At 62.5% G+C, this 17,862-nt stretch carries 15 protein-coding genes; 2 read left to right on the top strand and 13 right to left on the bottom strand.

Features of this window, described 5'->3' with window-relative positions; genetic code table 11:
- Nucleotides 1–20 precede the first annotated feature (20 nt).
- The 4 genes from AC3WJW_RS09235 to AC3WJW_RS09220 all read right to left on the bottom strand — a co-directional run bounded on the left by AC3WJW_RS09235 (nucleotide 21) and on the right by AC3WJW_RS09220 (nucleotide 6,340).
- Nucleotides 21–1,322, bottom strand: a complete 1,302-nt coding sequence (locus AC3WJW_RS09235; RefSeq protein ID WP_493725807.1) for a phospholipase — start codon at nucleotides 1,320–1,322, stop codon at nucleotides 21–23.
- Nucleotides 1,323–1,560: 238 nt separating this feature from the next.
- Nucleotides 1,561–3,129 (bottom strand): FGGY-family carbohydrate kinase, encoded by a 1,569-nt coding sequence (locus AC3WJW_RS09230; RefSeq protein ID WP_493725806.1) that lies wholly within the window; start codon nucleotides 3,127–3,129, stop codon nucleotides 1,561–1,563.
- Nucleotides 3,130–3,149: 20 nt separating this feature from the next.
- A complete protein-coding gene (locus AC3WJW_RS09225) occupies nucleotides 3,150–4,739 on the bottom strand; it encodes a glycerol-3-phosphate dehydrogenase/oxidase (protein ID WP_493725805.1) in 1,590 nt (529 codons plus the stop codon).
- A gap of 5 nt (nucleotides 4,740–4,744) precedes the next feature.
- Entirely contained in the window at nucleotides 4,745–6,340 is a 1,596-nt protein-coding gene (locus AC3WJW_RS09220; RefSeq protein WP_493725804.1) for an FAD-binding oxidoreductase, read from the bottom strand.
- Nucleotides 6,341–6,550: 210 nt separating this feature from the next.
- Between AC3WJW_RS09220 and gliR the strand changes: the two genes are divergently transcribed.
- Entirely contained in the window at nucleotides 6,551–7,579 is a 1,029-nt protein-coding gene (gliR, locus tag AC3WJW_RS09215; RefSeq protein ID WP_493725803.1) for an AraC family transcriptional regulator GliR, read from the top strand.
- Between the two features lie 48 nt (nucleotides 7,580–7,627).
- On the opposite strand, the gene AC3WJW_RS09210 is transcribed toward gliR, so the two are convergent.
- The 8 genes from AC3WJW_RS09210 to mdaB form a co-directional block, all read right to left on the bottom strand.
- Nucleotides 7,628–7,996, bottom strand: a complete 369-nt coding sequence (locus AC3WJW_RS09210; RefSeq protein WP_493725802.1) for a glyoxalase superfamily protein — start codon at nucleotides 7,994–7,996, stop codon at nucleotides 7,628–7,630.
- Nucleotides 7,997–8,259: 263 nt separating this feature from the next.
- Nucleotides 8,260–9,717 (bottom strand): N-acyl-D-amino-acid deacylase family protein, encoded by a 1,458-nt coding sequence (locus tag AC3WJW_RS09205; RefSeq protein WP_493725801.1) that lies wholly within the window; start codon nucleotides 9,715–9,717, stop codon nucleotides 8,260–8,262.
- Between the two features lies 1 nt (nucleotide 9,718).
- Nucleotides 9,719–10,579, bottom strand: a complete 861-nt coding sequence (locus tag AC3WJW_RS09200) for a MurR/RpiR family transcriptional regulator (RefSeq protein ID WP_007973204.1) — start codon at nucleotides 10,577–10,579, stop codon at nucleotides 9,719–9,721.
- A gap of 14 nt (nucleotides 10,580–10,593) precedes the next feature.
- Nucleotides 10,594–11,943, bottom strand: coding sequence for a GntT/GntP/DsdX family permease (locus AC3WJW_RS09195; protein WP_102698907.1), 1,350 nt, complete (start codon nucleotides 11,941–11,943; stop codon nucleotides 10,594–10,596).
- Nucleotides 11,944–12,164: 221 nt separating this feature from the next.
- Nucleotides 12,165–13,610 (bottom strand): SulP family inorganic anion transporter, encoded by a 1,446-nt coding sequence (locus AC3WJW_RS09190; protein ID WP_493725800.1) that lies wholly within the window; start codon nucleotides 13,608–13,610, stop codon nucleotides 12,165–12,167.
- 211 nt (nucleotides 13,611–13,821) lie between these two features.
- The gene (locus tag AC3WJW_RS09185) at nucleotides 13,822–14,715 is read right to left on the bottom strand and encodes an NAD-dependent epimerase/dehydratase family protein (protein ID WP_493725799.1); all 894 of its coding nucleotides are present in this window, start codon (nucleotides 14,713–14,715) and stop codon (nucleotides 13,822–13,824) included.
- Between the two features lie 103 nt (nucleotides 14,716–14,818).
- Nucleotides 14,819–15,730: a LysR family transcriptional regulator gene (locus AC3WJW_RS09180; RefSeq protein ID WP_007973212.1), complete on the bottom strand. Its 912-nt coding sequence runs from the start codon at nucleotides 15,728–15,730 to the stop codon at nucleotides 14,819–14,821.
- Nucleotides 15,731–15,871: 141 nt separating this feature from the next.
- Nucleotides 15,872–16,462: an NADPH:quinone oxidoreductase MdaB gene (gene mdaB / locus AC3WJW_RS09175; protein WP_015093361.1), complete on the bottom strand. Its 591-nt coding sequence runs from the start codon at nucleotides 16,460–16,462 to the stop codon at nucleotides 15,872–15,874.
- A gap of 163 nt (nucleotides 16,463–16,625) precedes the next feature.
- Between mdaB and AC3WJW_RS09170 the strand changes: the two genes are divergently transcribed.
- Complete coding sequence (locus AC3WJW_RS09170; RefSeq protein WP_493725798.1) at nucleotides 16,626–16,940, top strand: putative quinol monooxygenase; 315 nt, start codon at nucleotides 16,626–16,628, stop codon at nucleotides 16,938–16,940.
- Here AC3WJW_RS09170 and AC3WJW_RS09165 read toward each other — a convergent pair.
- Entirely contained in the window at nucleotides 16,930–17,694 is a 765-nt protein-coding gene (locus AC3WJW_RS09165) for a sulfite exporter TauE/SafE family protein (protein WP_493725797.1), read from the bottom strand. The two genes, AC3WJW_RS09170 and AC3WJW_RS09165, sit on opposite strands and share 11 nt — an antisense overlap.
- Nucleotides 17,695–17,862 lie beyond the last annotated feature (168 nt).

Genomic DNA, 17,862 nt, shown 5'->3' with positions numbered 1-17,862 from the left:
ATTTATTGTTGTTGTGTGCGTTACTGCGATGGCTGGGGCGACAATCCCGCACCGGCATAAATCCGGCTGTGCGCGCCGAAATGTCCCAGCAGTTTGAACAGCTGTCGGTTAAGTGCCGGATGGTCGAAGTCTTCGCGCTGCAGCTGATTACTGCGGCTGAAATTGCCGGTGATCGGTGCTGTGTCCAGCCATTGGCCGATGGTTTCATCGAACGCTGCGGACGCGTCGACGGACTCGGCACTCACCACTTCGCGCAGGTAGTCCTCCGAGTACGGCGGGTAACGGGCGTCCTGGGCAGAATCGGCATAGGCGTCGAGCATCGGATGGGGTTGGCCGGTGCGCAGCAAACGACGCAACCAGTTCGACTGATACTTCTCCACTTCCATGTGCCGGGTCGCAACGCGTTCGATGGACGCCTGCTTGTCGGCCGCGAAACCGGCCAGTGCCTTGCCTTCCAGCAGAAGAAGATTGACGAGGTCGACACCGGGCAATGGCTTGGCGTGATAAGGCTGGGTCAGGTCCTGAATGTGGTGCAGGCCCCAGCCGAGAAAGCGATAACCCCAATATGGATGGCCGGTGGCAAAGGCCAGTCGCGCCAATCCCATGTATTGATAGGCGCGCCAGTCGGGCCAACTGCGTTCGAGAAATCCGGCAGCGGCGTACACCACCGGGCTCTCATGGAAGAACCCCATGTGGAACGGAGCCTGGGAGCTGTACTGAAACCGCGCATCACCGAACGGCTGCGGGCCGAAGCCGTACAGCGCGCCGACATCGCCGGGGTTGTCGCTGAACAGGTTGATGTCGTGGCCGTAGTCAGGCTCATCGGCGGCGCTGGCCAACACGGCCAGGGGCGCGACTTGTTCGTGGTCAGCTACGACGATGAAGCGCTGGCGATTCCACGGCGACAGCGTCTGCTCGACCATGACCTGCTCGGCCTTGAGGTGTTCACGCTCGGGTTGATCCTTGCCCGGCATCGGCTGGATGACCATCGCCAGATGAATCTGTGGATTGATGCGCAGTGCGGTGAGAAAGTCGTGGCGCAGATTGTCCCCAGGCACGGCTGGCAATCGCAGGTTGTCGGGGCGCGGCGGGTACTGGGCGAAGTGCTCGCGGGCGAAGCGCTCCTGCTCGTCGAGCAACGCGCTCACGGCCTCGTATTGTTGCGAGAGAAACTGCTCCAGCGGCTCGACTTCGACCTGCGGTGCGTCGCGCAAGGCCGGCAGGTCCTGCAACGCCAGGTAGCTGCCCACCGTATGGTTGGACCAGCCCCACGCCATCGGCGCCGTTCCACAAAGCAGCAACAGGAGGAATGTCAGCTTCATTGCCTGGTTCTTATTGGATGTGCAGTGAGGGTTGAGCCTAACAACCGACCCTGCCCCTGACACTGTCCAATCTCACCAGAAAAGTTCTCCGATAGCGCCACATGCACGCCGCAAAAAACACCACGGACAATGTGGGAGCGAGCTTGCTCGCGATGGCGGTGGGTCAGTCACCATTGATATCGAATGCACTGCCGTCATCGCGAGCAAGCTCGCTCCCACAGGGTTCCCGGGTGTTTTCCTAAGCGGGGTAACCGGTGATTTTGCGGATGCTCTGGTACAACGGCTTGAGCTGTCGATACATGCGCAGGTAGACCTCTTTGTACAGTCGCTCATAGACCTGCTGCGCCTCGGGTTGCGGCAGGAAGACCGCACCGACCCGCGTCATGGCGGCCATCGCCGTGGGAAAATCCGCGTACAGCCCCAGCCCCACCGCGCAGCAGATGGCCGCACCCAGGCCGGACGCTTCGTAGACATGCGGACGCTCGGCCGGCAGCCCGAAAATGTTCGCCGTGAGTTGCATCGCGGCATCACTCTGGGAGCCGCCACCGGCGACGCGCAAGCGCGTGACGGAGACCCCCGAACGTTTCTCGATCTTCTCCATGCCCTGGCGCAAGGCATACGCCAGGCCTTCGAGGATCGCCCGGTAAATGTGCGCGCGGGTATGCACATCGCCGAAGCCGATCATCGCGCCCTTGGCTTCCACACCCGGCTCGCGGATGCCGGGCGACCAGTAGGGTTGCAGCATCAACCCCATGGAGCCCGGCGGCACGGCCTCGACCAGCGCATCGAAGAGCTGCTCGGGCTCCACGCCCTGGGCCTTGGCCTGCTGCATTTCCCGCAGGCCGAACTCGTTCTTGAACCAGCTGACCATCCAGTAGCCGCGATAGATCATCACCTCGCAGTTGAATTGATCCGGCACCGCCGACGGGTAAGGCGGAATCAACGGGACGATTTCCAGGTAGCGCGAGCGGGTGCTGGTGATCGTCGCCGTGGTGCCGTAGGACAGGCACACGGTGCCGGCGTCGACGACGCCGGAACCCACGACTTCGCAGGCCTTGTCGGCACCCGCGGCAATCAGCGGCAGCCCCTCGGGAATGCCGGTGTGGCGGCTGGCTTCGGCGCTGATGTAGCCGAGGGTTTCACTGGGCTTGTGCAGGCTCGGCAGTTGCTCGGGACGCACCGCCAGCGCCTGCCATTTCCAGTCGGTGGGTGCGGCCCATTTCAGGCGTTTGAAGTCGAAGGGCAAGTAACCGACGCACCCCCCCACGGAATCGACAAAGCGTCCACAAAGACGATGGGTGAGAAACCCCGAGAGCAGCAGGAACTTGTCGGTCGCCGCCCACACTTCAGGCTGGTGGCGGGCGATCCAGTTGGCCTCGGCCTGGGCGCGGAAGTAGTCCACCGTGGCTTGCGCGCCGACCAGTTTGAACAACCAGCCCCACGGTCCCTTGATACCGCCTTCGACTTCGCTCTGACGCTGATCGAGCCACAAAATGGCCGGGCGCAATGGCTTGCCCTGGGCATCGACGTTGATCACCGTACCGCGTTGGGTGGTCAGGGACACGCCGGCAATCTGTGAGCGATCGATCCCGGTTTGCTGCCACACCTGCTGGCAGGCTTCACCCAGTTTCTCCCAGTAATATTCCGGGTCTTGCTCGGCCCACCCCGGTTGCGTCGAGTAATAGGCCTGCAACTCGACCTTGCCTTTGCCCAGCAGATTGCCCTGCAGGTCGAAGAGCAGCGCGCGCACGCTCTGGGTGCCATTGTCGATGGCCAACAGGTAACGCTTGTTCGGGTGGTTATCCATGGAGCTCTCTTCAATGGGCATCAATGCGTGGCATCCGGCAATCCGTGATGGCGTTGCCACAACGCCCGATAACGCTGTATCTCCTGCTGCCAACGCTCATCGTCCCAGCCCAGTCGTGGCTGGCAGAGTTGGCGAATGGCCGCGAAACAATCCTCGCCGCCACGCGGCAGCAGCAGGCCCAGACGGGTACGGCGCAGCAGCAAGTCATCGAGATGCAGAACCATTTCCGCCTCGCAAGCAACGGCCAGTTCCGCCCACAAGGTGTCGGTGCTGCCTACCGTTTCATGGCCCAATCGGGCGATCAGTTGCGCCAGCCTCGGCAGGTCACGGCCATGCCGCCCGGCCAGGCGCCGCCACTGGCGGGCGCTGAGCCCCGGTATCGCCAGCGACGGCACGACGGCGAAAACCGGCGCGGCGTCATCATTGAAGGGCCGCTCGAGCATGCTCGCGCAGGCCCTGAGCACTTCGATCGCTTGCGGGCGAAAGGTGGTCAGCTTGCCGCCGGCCAGGGTCACGCAACCCGGCTCCTGCCACAGCACATGCTCACGGGTTTCATTCGACGGCTTGAGTTCACCCGCCACGCTGCCCACCACCGGGCGCACGCCCGACCAGGTCGACAGCACATCGGCTGCGTCCACTTCAGCGCCGGGAAATTGTTGAGTGCAAGCTGACAGCAGATAGTCGAGTTCCTCAGCGCTGATACTCGCGCTTTGATCCAGATCCTCGCGATGATCGAGGTCCGTGGTGCCGACCACCGTGGCACCCTCCCAAGGGAAAACGAACACCGGTCGACGGTCACGCTCATGCAGGAAGGTGAAGGCTTGCGCCACGGGCAGGCGCCAGCCCGGCAACAACAGATGACTGCCACGCAACGGGCGCAACTGACGAGGCGCATCGGGCAGGCGCAAACGCTCGGCCCACGCGCCGGTGGCCACGGCCAACACCCCACAACGCACTGTCAGTGATCCGCCCCCCTCGCAGTCTTCGACCTGAACCCCGCAAACGCGCCCCTCCTCACGCAGCAATTGCTGCACGCGCACGCCGTTGAGCACCACGGCGCCGTCGGCCCGGGCCTCGCCCAAGACGCGCATCACCAGGCGGGCATCATCGGTCAGCGCATCGACAAAACAGGTGCCGCCCAGCAGGTCATCTTCCTTCACCCCGGGGGCCAGATACCGCAGTTGTTGCGCGTCATGAAAGCGATGGCTGCGCCGCCCGGCCAACGCGTCATAGATGGACAGCAAACCACCCAGCACCCGTGGTCCGGGAAAACCGCCACGGTAATGCGGCATCATGAAACTCATCGGCTCGACCAGCCCCGGCGCTTCGTCCAGCAGCCGCTGGCGTTCACGCACCGAATCGCGGGTCAGGCGCCACTGGCCCTTGGCGATGTAACGCAAGCCGCCATGGACCATTTTCGAAGAGCGGCTGGAGGTGCCCCAGGCGAAATCGCGCTGCTCCAGCAGCAGGCAACGCCACCCTCGGCGCGCGGCTTCGCGCAGGATGCCGGCGCCGCTGATGCCGCCGCCGATGACGATCAGGTCCCAGGTTTCAGCCGCCAGCGTCGGCAGCACCTGCTGACGCCACGCCGCGTTCCAGTCCAGGCTCATGGCCGTCACTCCTGCAACAGCGTGCCAGGGTTCAGTCGCCCGGCCGGATCGAAGTGCCGACTCAGTGCCTGCAGGGTGTCCATCGCCAGCGCGCCCTTCTCACGCAGCAGGTACGGCGCGTGGTCCTTGCCCACGCCATGCTGGTGACTGATGGTGCCGCGGTTGTCGACGATGGTCTGGCTGGCCGCCTGCTTGAGTACCTGCCAGCGCGCCAGGGTGGCGGGGTAATCCGCCGCCGGACGAAACACATAGGTGGTGTAGATGCTCGACCCTTCGCCGTAGACGTGGGACAGGTGGGTGAACACGTGGACCCGTTCGCCCTGCGCCGCCAAGGCATCACGCAGGCTGTTTTCGATCAGCGTGAGCAGGTTATCGACGTTGCTCCAGTCAGTGGCCGTTTCCAGGGTGTCGACCACGTAACCGGCGTTCCACAGGTTCTCGCGCAGGTAGGGAAAGCGGAAGCGGTTCTGCGCCCACTTCTTGCCGAGCAAGGTGCCGGTAAACACCCCGCCGAACGCCTTGAGGTGCTGCCGGGCCTGGCGCAGGGACAGCGCATTTTGCCGACGGTTGCCGGTCACGCCGAATGTCAGCAGGCATTTGCCCTCACCGGCGCCGCGCAGGGCCAGGTACTTTTCCAGCCAGGCGATCTGCTGCGGGTGACCGGCCAGCGCCAGCTGGGTTTCGGTTTCCACCGCGTTGGACAGGCGCAGCATCGACAGCGGCACGCGCGCCTGGGCCAGCTGGCGGATGGCTTGCAGCGCCTTGGGCCAATCGGGCAGGAACACCCCGTAGAAACGTTCATCGGCGGGCAGTGCGCTGACCCGTACCTTGACCTCGGAAATGATCCCGAAGCGGCCCTCACAACCCAACACCACTTCGCGCAGATCGGGGCCGGCCGCCGACGCCGGAAAGGAGGGAATGTCCAAAGGTCCGGCAAAGGTTTCCAGGGTCCCACCGGCGAACAATTGCTCGATTCGCCCATAGCGCAATGACTGCTGGCCACTGGAGCGGCTGGCGACCCAACCGCCCAGGGTCGACAGCTCCCACGACTGCGGGAAATGCCCCAGGGTGTAACCACGGGCGCGCAACTGACTTTCCACCTGCGGTCCACTGGTGCCGGGGCCGAAGGTGGCCAGCAGGCTCTCTTCGTCGAGGTCCAGCAGGCGACTCATGCGGGCCAGAGAAACCGTCACCACCGGCCGCGCGGAACTCGGCGGATTGATGTGACCGGCCACCGAGGTGCCGCCGCCATAGGGAATCAGGCACAGGTCCTGTTCATGGGCGAGCAGCAGTAAACGGCGAATCTGTTCAGCGCTCGTGGGATAGGCCACGGCGTCGGGATAATTGCCCAGCTCGCCCTCACGCAACGCCAGCCAGTCCGGCAGGCTCTGGCCGCGAGCATGCAGCAAACGATCATGGGCATCCACGCTGTACAGGAAGTGCTGCTGCAACCGCGACGGGGGCACGCGGGCCAATGCCGTCTCAAGCGTCGCATCGGGCAGCGCTCGACCGTCACCTACCCGCCGGGCGAGAAAACTCGCGCCCTGGGCCGGCAGTTCGACCACCGTGGTTGCATCTCCCCAGCCGTTCCAGCGTCGCATGCGTGTGTCCTTTTGCGGTTCTTATCAGTGATATTTCAGGCCCCCATACTAGTCAGCCGCCGGAAAGTGTCACGGTCGCATCGGGCCAGTTCGAGTAGCCAATTGAGTCAAACGTCGCGCAGGCGTCAGCCATTTACTTTAGCCGTGGTTTCAAATTACCTTTCAGGGCATTCATCCGCGCACGCGGGCCTTGATCAAAGGAATACGATCATGCAATCCCTGGGCTTCACTTCCGTTCCGCCGCTGCTCAAGTACCTGCGTCATGCCGAACAACTGGGCATGGCCATCGAGCCGGCGTTGACGGCTGCCGGGTTGCAGGCACAGCAGTTGAGCGACAACAGCCTGCGGTTGCCCGGTGAAGCCCATGAACGGCTGCTCGATTATTTCTGCGAACACTCGGGCGATCCGTTGTTCGGTCTCAACGCCGCGCGCTTTGTGTTGCCCAACTCCTGGAGCGTGCTGGGTTACATCACCATGAACTGCGCGACACTGGGCGATGCGATGAGCCGCATCATGCCGTTCGAGAAACTGGTGGGAGACATGGGTGTCAGCCGCGCCGAGGTGCAAGGCAGCGACGTGCACCTGATCTGGACCTGCCGTCATCAACGCCCGCGCATTCGCCGGCACCTGGTGGAAAACGTGCTCGGCTCCTGGCTGCAATACGCGCGCTGGATCGCCGACACGCAAATGTCGCCGGCCGCCGTCTGGCTGGAACATGCCTGCCCGGCCGACACGACGCTGGCAGAGTACGAGCAGTTCTTCGACTGCCCGGTACTGTTCGACCAGCCTTATTCGGCGCTGATTGTGCCGTTACCGTATTTGCAGTTGCCCTTGCGCCAGGCCGATGCGCAATTGCTGCGCACCCTGGAAGAGCATGCCCAGGGATTGATGGCCACACTGGAGGACGCGTCGCTGGAACAGCGGGTCAAAAGCATCCTGCGCCAGCTGCTCAAGGAGGGTCTGCCTCGCAAGGAGCAGGTGGCCGAGCATCTCGCCGTGTCCGTGCGCACGCTGCAACGCCAGCTGCATCAGGCCGGTACGTCGTACCAGCAGATCCTCGATGACCTGCGCCAGGAACTGGCCGAGCATTACCTGCTCAACAGCACCCTGCCAATTCAGGACATCGCCCAATACCTGGGCTTCACCGAACCCCGCTCGTTTCACCGCACCTTCAAAAGCCGGCGCGGGATCCCGCCCGGCGAGTTTCGCCAAACCCACCGGGTGCCGAACGAAGGCTGAAGGCTCAGGGGGTGAAGGTTCAGGGGTTGAAGGTTCAGGGGTTGAAGGTCAGAGACTGATCGCGTTGGTGAACACCAACCGATTGCCGAACGGGTCGGCGATGGTCATGTCCTGGCTGCCCCAGGGCATGGCCTGAATCTGTGGATGGGAAAACCTGTATTCCCGGGCCAGCAGTTGCTGTTGAAACTGCTCCAGCTCATCCGTTTCGATCCGCAGCGCAGAACCCGGTGCGCTGTCGCCATGGTGTTCGGACAAATGCAGCACACAATCGCCCCGGGAGATTTGCAGGTACAGCGGGAAATCCGCTTCAGGTCGATGTTGCCAGTCGATCTTGAAACCGAGGAAGTCGACGTAGAACTCCACGGCTTTGGCTTCGTCGAAAATACGCAGGACCGGAGTGGTTTTGCCGAAGCTCATCGGATTGCTCCCTGTAGGAGCGAGCTTGCTCGCGATGGTCGTCAACATAACGCGTTTTGCCTGGCTAAACGCGGTGCTTCTGACTCCATCGCGAGCAAGCTCGCTCCTACATTAGTGAACAGCATTAGGTTGTCGGGCTTGATGTCAGCAATTCGGCTGGGTGGGGGGATTCTTTAATTGCACATTGCCACTATGTGATGCAGATCAAAAGATCGCAGCCTTCGGCAGCTCCTACAGGCTGCGATCTTTTCGTCCCGACTCAATCAATGAAACCCGTCACGCAAATCCCCTTGCCGCGCCAAAAACCGCCCTTCCCTGCGCCCGTTGGCCTGGCCATCGCGGTAACTCAACACGCCATTGACCCATACGCCCTCGATACCTTGTGCCGCCCGCTGCGGATCGTTGAAGTCGGCCACATCCCGGATGGTCGCCGGATCGAACAACACCAGGTCCGCCCAATGGCCTTCGCGTATTTCACCGCGTTCCTTCAAACCGAAGCGCGCCGCCGACAGCCCGGTCATTTTGTGCACGGCGGTGTGCAGCGGGAACAGTCCTACGTCACGGCTGAAATGTCCGAGCACCCTGGGGAATGCGCCCCACAGGCGTGGGTGTGGGAACGGGTCTTCCGGCAAGCCGTCGGAGCCGACCATCGACAGCGGATGCGCGAGGATCCGGCGCACATCCGCCTCATCCATGCCGTAGTACACCGCACCGGCCGGTTGCAGTTGGCGGGCGGCATCGAGCAACGACAGGTTCCATTCGGCGGCGATGTCCATCAGGTCGCGGCCGCCCATCTCCGGGTGCGGCGTCGACCAGGTGATGGTGATGCGGTGGGCGTCGGTCACCTGCTTGAGGTCCAGGGTCGATGAACTCGCGGCATACGGATAGCAATCGCAGCCCACGGGGTGCGATTTCGCTGCTTCTTCCAGGGACGCCAGTAACTGCGGACTGCGCCCCCAGTTACCGGCACCGGCACATTTGAGGTGGGAAATGATCACCGGGCTTTGCGCATGGCGACCGATCCGGAACGCCTCGTCCATGGCCTCCAGCACCGGCTCGAATTCACTGCGCAAATGGGTGGTGTAGACCGCACCGAACGCGGTCAACTCTTCGGTCAGTTGCATCACTTCATCGGTCGACGCTGAGAAGGCGCTGGCATAGGCAAGGCCGGTGGACAGGCCCAGCGCACCGGCCTCAAGGCTCTCGTGCAACTGCTCACGCATCGCGGCGATTTCTTCGGTTGTGGCGGTGCGCAACAGATCGTCGAGGTGGTTGCTGCGCAATGCGGTATGACCCACCAAAGCGGCGACGTTCAGCGTGGTGTTCGCCGCTTCGACCGCCGCCCGATAGTCGCGGAAGGTCGGATAAACGAATGCAGCGGCCGTGCCGAGCAGGTTCATCGGGTCCGGCGGATCACCACGCAAACTCACCGGTGAAGCACTGATACCGCAGTTGCCGACGATGACCGTTGTCACGCCCTGGCTGAGCTTGGGCAGCATCTGCGGCTGGCGAATGACCACGGTGTCGTCATGGGTGTGCACGTCGATGAAACCCGGCGCCAGCACATGACCCTGTGCGTCGATTTCTTCGTTGGCGTGGGCATCGCTCAAGTCGCCGATGCGCTCGATGCGACCGTTCAGGATCGCCACGTCGGCGGGGTAACCGGGGCTGTTACTGCCGTCGATGATCAGGGCGTTGCGAATCAGCGTGTCGTACTGCATGTCAGTCTCCCAGCGGCAAGTGATCGTCGCCGCCGCGGTATTCGTCGAGGGCGAGTTTGATCCGCCGCAGACGTTCTTGATTGTCTTCAGGGTTAGCCAGGGCCAGCTCGGTGGCGAGCACATCGATGGCCAGCAGCATGCCGTAGCGCGCCGCCGTGGGCTTGTAGATGAACGAGGTTTCGGCGCTTTGCAGCGGCAGGACGATGTCGGCCAATTGCGCCAGCGGCGAATCGCCGCGAGTGATGGCCAGGATGCGCGCGCCGTAGTTGCGCGCCAGCTCCACCGTTTCAATCAGTTCCGGGGTGATCCCGGTCAGCGAGCAGACAATCACCACCTGTTCGGCGCTGAGGCTGGCGGCGGTGACGCGCATCATCACCGCATCGTGGCACGCCGTGATTGGATAGCCCAGGCGCACCAGGCGCACTTGCAGTTCATCGCTGCACAGGGTCGAACAGCCGCCCATGCCGAAGGCGTGGATCATCCGCGCCTTGCCCAGCAGTTTTACCGCATCGGCGAAACGCGACTCATCGAATGCCGCCAGGTGCTGGCGCAAGGTGGATTCGATGTCACCGACGATCTGCCCGTAGAACGCCGACTGCTCGGGGGTGCCCGCCGGGTCGAGAAACCGGCTGCCGACACCGCTGGCCTGGGCCAGCTGCAAACGCAAATCACGCAGATCCTTGCAGCCGACCGTGCGGGCGAAACGCGACAGCGTGGCGCTGCTGACCTCTGCCCGCAGCGCCAGTTCATCGAGGCTGGCGGAGGCGGCGAAGCCTACGTCGTCGAGCATCAGGCGGGCGATGCGTCCTTCACCGGCGCTGAAGGAATCCTGGCGGGCGCGGATCTGGTAGAGGATGTCCATGCAAGTGGCTCCGGCTAAATCAGGTAGGAAAGGCCGACGGTCAGTCCGAAGGCAATGACCGAGATCAACGTCTCGAGCACGGTCCAGGTCTTGAAGGTTTGGGCAACGGTCATGTTGAAGTATTCCTTGATCAACCAGAAACCGCCGTCGTTAACGTGGGAAAAGATAACCGACCCGGCGCCCGTCGCCAGCACCAGCAGCTCCGGATGGGGATAACCCAGACCAATGGCCACCGGTGCGACCACGCCTGAAGCGGTGGTCATGGCCACAGTGGCAGAACCGGTGGCGATGCGCATCAGCGCAGCAAACAGCCAGCCCATCAACAGCGGCGACAGATGAAATTCGTGGGCCAGGCCAACGATCTGATCGGTGACGCCGGCGTCCACCAGAATCCGGTTCAGGCCACCACCGGCGCCCACCAGCAGCGTGATGCTCGCGGTCGGCGCCAGGCATTCGTTGGTGAACTTGAGGATCGATTCGCGGTTGAAGCCCTGGGCCAGGCCGAGGGTCCAGAAGCTCAGCAAGGTGGCCAGCAACAGCGCGATCACCGAATTGCCGATGAACAGCAGGAACTGGTTGAAACCACTGCCCGGCGTGGAAATCAGATTGGCCCAGCCGCCGATCAGCATCAGCACCACCGGCAACAGGATGGTCGCCATGGTGATGCCAAAACCCGGCAGGCTGTCGCGGGGTTCACGCTCGAGGAACTGGCGCTCCAGCGGGTTTTCCGCCGGCAATTGAATGCGCGGCACGATGAACTTGGCGTACAGGGGACCGGCGATGATCGCGGTCGGAATGCCGATCAGGATCGCGTACATCAAGGTCTGCCCCACCGACGCCTGATACACCTGCACCGCCAGCATCGCCGCCGGATGTGGCGGCACCAGCGCATGCACCACGGAGAGCCCGGCGACCATCGGCAAGCCGACCATCAGGATCGACACGCCCACGCGCCGCGCCACGGTAAACGCAATCGGCACCAGCAAGACGAAACCGACTTCGAAGAACAGTGGCAGCCCCACCAGAAACGCGATGGTCACCATCGCCCAATGCGCGTTCTTCTCGCCAAAGCGGTCGATCAAGGTCCGCGCCACCTGCTCGGCGCCGCCGGACTCGGCCATCATCTTGCCGAGCATGGTGCCCAGCGCCACCACCAGTGCGATGTGCCCCAGGGTTTTGCCGACTCCGGCCTCGTACGCCCCCACCACGCCGGACGGAGGCATCCCGGCGACCAGCGCCAGGCCAAGGGAAATCAGGGTGATGACAATGAACGGATTGAGCCGGTAACGGGCGATCAGAACGATCAGCGCGATGATGGCAACGGCGGCATACACCAGCAGCCAATAGCCGAAGGACAGGGTCATGCGGTACTCCTCGAGAGGGTCACGTCGAAATATTTGTGAAACTCTTAAAACATTTCGGCAGGTGATTTTCAAACGAGGTGAAAGTAATTTTCGTGCAGAGGTAAGGGATGTCGCACAAAGGCATGGCGTGTCGCGAATTATGAAAGTCGGCTGTATGAATTTTCATCGCCGACAGACCGATCTTTCCCCGCTGAGCGTGGGAAAGATCGAATGATCTGACCTCAGTCGTGCTGCATCCGGGCACGCTTGAGCAATTTCTTGCAGCGCTCGGACAAGTGCAGCACTCGCAAGTGCTTGCCGGCCTTGGCGTAGCGCTCGCGCAAGGTGCCCAGCGCGGCGATGGCCGAGTAGTCGACGAAGCTCAGGTGCTGGCAATCCAGGGTCACTTGCGCCGGGTCATTGGCCGGATCGAACTGATTGAGAAAGGGTGTGGTCGAGGCGAAGAACAGCGTGCCATGCACCCGGTACAGCTTGCTGCCGTCGTTCTGCAGATGACTGTCGGCATACAGTTGGCGGGCCTGCTGCCAGGCAAAGTTCAGCGCCGCGATGATGATGCCGCAGAGCACCGCGGTGGCCAGGTCGGTGAACACGGTAATCACCGTTACCGCGATGATCACCAGCACGTCGTTGAGCGGCACCTTGTTCAGCACCCGCAACGAGGCCCAGGCGAAGGTCTGTTGCGACACCACGAACATCACCCCGACCAGCGCGGCCAATGGAATGCGCTCGATCAGCGGCGACAGAAACAGGATGAACAGCAGGATCGACACCCCGGCCACCACCCCGGACAAACGCCCGCGGCCGCCGGAACTGAGGTTGATCACGGTCTGGCCGATCATGGCGCAACCGCCCATGCCGCCGAATGCACCGGACACCACATTCGCCGCCCCCAGCGCCACACACTCGCGGTCCGGGTAGCCACGGCTCTCGGTGATTTCGTCGGTGAGGTTGAGGGTCAACAGGGTTTCGAGCAACCCGACCAGCGCCATCAGGATCGCGTAGGGCGCGATGATGCGCAGGGTGTCCAGATTCCACGCAATGTCCGGCAGCGCCAGCGTCGGCAGGCCACCGGCGATGTGCGCCATGTCGCCCAGGGTGCGGGTTGGCAAGCCAAGCAGATACACCGCCAGGCCCACGCCGAGAATCGCCACCAGCGCCGGCGGCACGGTGCGGGTCAGGCGCGGCAGTACGTAGACAACGGCCATGGTCACCGCGACCAGGCCAAGCATCATGTACAGCGGCGTGCCGCTCAGCCAGGCCTCACCGTCCTTGAAATGCTCCAGTTGCGCCAGGGCAATGATGATCGCCAGGCCGTTGACGAAGCCGAGCATCACCGGGTGTGGCACCATGCGCACCAGCTTGCCGAGCTTGAGCAGCCCGAACGCCATCATGATCAGCCCGCCCAGCAACACCGTGGCCAGCAAGTACTGCACGCCGTGTTGCACCACCAGCGCGACAATCACCACGGCCATCGAGCCGGCCGCACCGGACACCATGCCCGGTCGCCCGCCGAACAGCGCGGTCAAGGTGCAGATGATGAACGCGCCATAGAGACCCATCAGCGGATTGAGGTGGGCCACCAGGGCGAAAGCGATGCACTCGGGCAACAGGGCGAAGGACGTGGTAAGCCCGGCCAGGACATCGGCGCGTAGACGTTTTGCTTTCATGGGGGGGACCGCACACAGGGAGAGACGAAAAAGAGTGTGCGGATGTTACGGAATCGAGGGCCGACCGGCCAGTTTATGGGCTGCTGAAAAGCTTCGCGAGCAGGCTCGCTCCCACATTTGATCTACACCGGTCACAAAATTTGTGTACGACGCAAAACCCTTGTGGGAGCGAGCCTGCTCGCGAAGAACGATGACGCGGTCTAACGCGAACTCACACCATCTCGTCACGAATCCACTCAACCACCGAAGTCCGCTTCGGCACCCACCCCAACAGTTCCCGCGCATGCTTGCCGCGCACCCGACTGTTGGAACCCAGACCATAGTTGGCCATTTCATAACCCCACTCGGCTTCGGCATCCTTGAGCGGCCAGTCCTGCGGCTCGCCCAGGTTCAGCGCCCGGGCCATCGCCGTGGTCATGTCGACGAACGACGCTTCACCGCTTTCAACGAAGTAGAAGGTGCCCGGTACATTTTTGGTCAGCGCCAGCAGGTACAGCGCAACCACGTCCTCGATGTGCACGTTGGACCAGATGTTGCGGCCCGTGCCGACATGGCGCACCACGCCGCTTTTGCGCGCCTGTTTGAGCAGGCGCGGCAACTGCACGCTGTCGCGATGGACGCCCAGGCTGTGGCCGTAGATCAAGGTGTTGCAGATCACTGCCGAGTTCACCCCCTCCATGGCCGCCGCCAGGATCAGGTTATCGATGGCCACGCGCGCCGCCTTGTCGACGGTCGGTTCCGGCAGGTTGTCTTCGAAGTAGATGACATCGCTGGATTGGCCGCCCGAGGCATCACCGACAATGCTCGAACCGCTGGTGTGCAGGAACACCTTGCCAGAGCCGCGCAAGGCATCGAGCAGGGCTTCCACCGCGCCACGATGATCGCTGCTGGCCGCGTTGATCACAGCGTCGGCAGCGAGCGCCTGATCGGCCAACAGGGCGGAGTCGTCGAGGGTGCCGATCACCGGGGTGATGCCCAGTGCACGCAGCTCATCGGCCTGTTCGGCGCGGCGCACCAGACCGGTGACGTTGTGACCGGCCTGGACCAGGCCCGTGGCGATGGAACCGCCGATAAATCCGGCAGCGCCGGTAACGAATACGTTCATGGAGAAACTCCCTGCGTGGATAAGTGATGCAAGGAGTATCCGGTAGTGATGACTGACGAAAAATCCCCGCCGACCCAATTCACTTTTGCGCAGGGATCACGAATCAGCCTTTGAAATCCGCGCTCGCATAATCCGCCAACTTGCCCTGGATAAAGTCCAGGAAGCATTGAATCCGCAAGGCCAGCTGCGAGTTGCGGTAGTACACCGCATTGATCGGCTGGCGGTAGCCGCTGTTGAATTCGGCCAGCAACACTTTCAAGCGTCCGGCACGAATGTCCTCGATGGTCATGAAATGCGACAGGCTGGCGATGCCCTGGCCGTCCAGTGCCAGATGGCGGATGGTCTCGCCGCTGGAGGCGCTGATCGACGCCTGGATCGGCCAGCGATCGCCATGCACATAACGCAGCGGCCATTGGTTGAGGCCTTCGTTCTGGGTGAACCCCAGCAGCGTATGGTCGGCCAGGTCAGCCACGGCCTGCGGTGTGCCGTGTTTTTCCAGGTAGGCCGGGCTGGCGACGATGTGCAGCGGGCTGCAACCCAGGGAGCGGGCATGCAGTGTCGAGTCGGTCAGGGTGCCAATGCGAATGGCGATGTCGGTGCTCTGTTCCAGCAGGTCGATGATCAAGTCGTTGCTGTTGAGTTCGAGCTGGATGTCCGGGTAGAGCCTGCGGAATTCATCGATGTAGGGCACGATGGCGTGCAGCATGAAGGGTGATGCCGCGTTGATCCGCAGCCGCCCGGACGGCGTTTGCTGGCGTGAGGACAGGCGCTCTTCGAGCTCGTCCATCTGATCGAGAATGCGCTTGGCGTGCTCGAAGAAATACTTGCCCTCCTCGGTCAGGTCCATGCGTCGCGTGGTGCGATTGATCAAGGTGGTGTCGAGCTTGGCCTCCAGCCGCGACAGCGTACGGCTGACTGCCGAAGGCGTTTGCCCGACCTGCTCGGCCGCCGCAGAAATCGACCCGCATTCAATCACGCAGACGAATATCTGCAATTCATCGGATCTGGCTTTCACGTGTGTCCTCGTTTGGAATCGGCGCGGCGAGAATCGCCAGGATCGCAGCCTGCGGCAGCTCCTACAGAGTGTTGTGTACACATGTAGGAGCTGCCGAAGGCTGCGATCTTCCCGGCCATTGCAACGGATAGTAGCCGAGCGTCATGCCTTGAGGCCAAACACCTCAATCAAATGCTGCTCATAACGCGCCACATCGCCCTCGATGTTCGGGCGCTTCATCACGTCCACACAGAGGAACGTCGGCAAACCGGTCATGCCAAGGAACTCGTTGGCCTTGTGGAACGGGAAGTACACCGCGTCCACACCTTTGGCTTCGAAGAAATCGGTCGGGTCGTCGAAGGCTTGCTGCGGGGCGTTCCAGGTCAGCGACAGCATGTACTGCTTGCCGTGAATCAGGCCGCCGCTGCCGTACTTCTGCGAGGCGTCGGAACGGGTGCGGCCGTCGCTGGCGTAGAGGCTGCCATGACCTTCGGTGAAGACTTCATCGATGTACTTCTTCACGGTCCACGGCGCGCCCATCCACCAGCCGGGCATCTGGTAAATGATCACGTCGGCCCAGAGAAACTTGGCCACTTCTTCGGCGACGTCGTAGCCCTCGTCGATGAAGGTGGTTTTGATATCCACACCACCGCGATCCAGCACGCTCAACGCGGCTTCATGCAGGGTAGTGTTGTAGCGGCCGTCGGAGTGCGCAAATTGTTTGCCGCCGTTGAGCAACAGGACTTTTTTCATGGAAGGTCTCGGGAAGGGTCGGGAATTCGATGGCGGCAGAGTACCGATCAGCCTCGCGCGGAATAAGCGTCGATTTGGCAAAATTCATTTGACCCACAAGCACGAATCCACAGTCGATTGTTGCCCTAGACTGGCGCCCATTCTGACCTGAGGAGAGATGTAGATGAGTGAAATCCAGGGCTTCATCCTGCACGCCAAGACCCGTCCGGAAAAATCCGACGCCTTCGAAGCGTTTTTCAGCGGCTACGTGGAAGCAAGCCGCGCCGAACCCGGCTGCATCGAATACCACATGCTGCGCGACAAACAGGACCCGACCCTGTTCATCTTCTACGAGATCTGGCAGTCCCAGGCCCATCTGGACGTGCACTCGAACCTGCCGCACATGAAGCAGTTCCTCGAGCAGCGCGATGAATATCTGGAACGGGACTTCGAAGTCCGCGCCATCGAAATGATCAGCCCGTCGTCCGCTAGCCGCTGACCAGCAAATGGCCGCCGAGCACACCCAGGCCAACGAAAAACACGCGCTTGAACCACAGGGCGCTGATCCGCTGGCGCAGCGATTGCCCCAGCCACATGCCGAGCATGGCCGGGATCAGCGCCAGCAGCGACGCGCTCAATTCACCCCCGCCGAGCGCGCCACGCCATAGCAAGCCACCGGCCAGGGCCAGGGTCGAGACGGTGAACGACAGGCCCAGCGCCTGCACCAGTTCGTCCCGGCTCAAACCCAGCGCTTGCAGGTAGGGCACCGCCGGAATCACGAACACGCCGGTGGCCGAAGTGATGACGCCGGTCAGCAGGCCGCACAGTGGACCGAGCCAGCCTTCACGCTGGGGTCCAACGCGCAAGGTCGGCAGGCACAATCCGCTCAGCGCATACAGCAACAACGCAGCGCCCAACCCTCGCACCACCCAATGGCCACCGCTCATGCCGATCCACAGCGTGCCTGCCCCAGTGCCGATGAAGATCGCCAGCAACATCGGCCACAGTCGTTTGACCAACCCGGACAAATGCCCGCCGAATGCCAGTTGCCAGATGTTGGTGAGCGTTGCTGGAATGATCAATAGCGCGGCTGCCTGCGACGGTGCCATAGCCAGACCCAGCAGTCCCATGGCAACCGTTGGCAGGCCGAGGCCGATCACGCCCTTGATCATGCCGGCCAGCACAAAGGTGCCGATCACCAACAGTGACAGGGCCAATCCGAGATTCTGGTAAAACGCCGAGAGTGTGTTCATGGGGCTATGGTGGGCCCAGGGGGGCTGATTGAAAATCTGCCATATACTGAGGCTGCCTCTTGCTTTGACAGAGGCTGATTGTTTCGCTGCGGCAACTGGCCTCTTCGCGAGCAGGCTCGCTCCCACAGGGGGTTATGTGCCGATCACATACCCTATGTGGGAGCGAGC

Source organism: Pseudomonas sp. GW821-FHT07G06 (assembly GCF_058986625.1).
The sequence above is the reverse complement of the archived record's forward strand: the minus strand, read 5'-3'. Positions and strand labels throughout refer to the sequence as shown.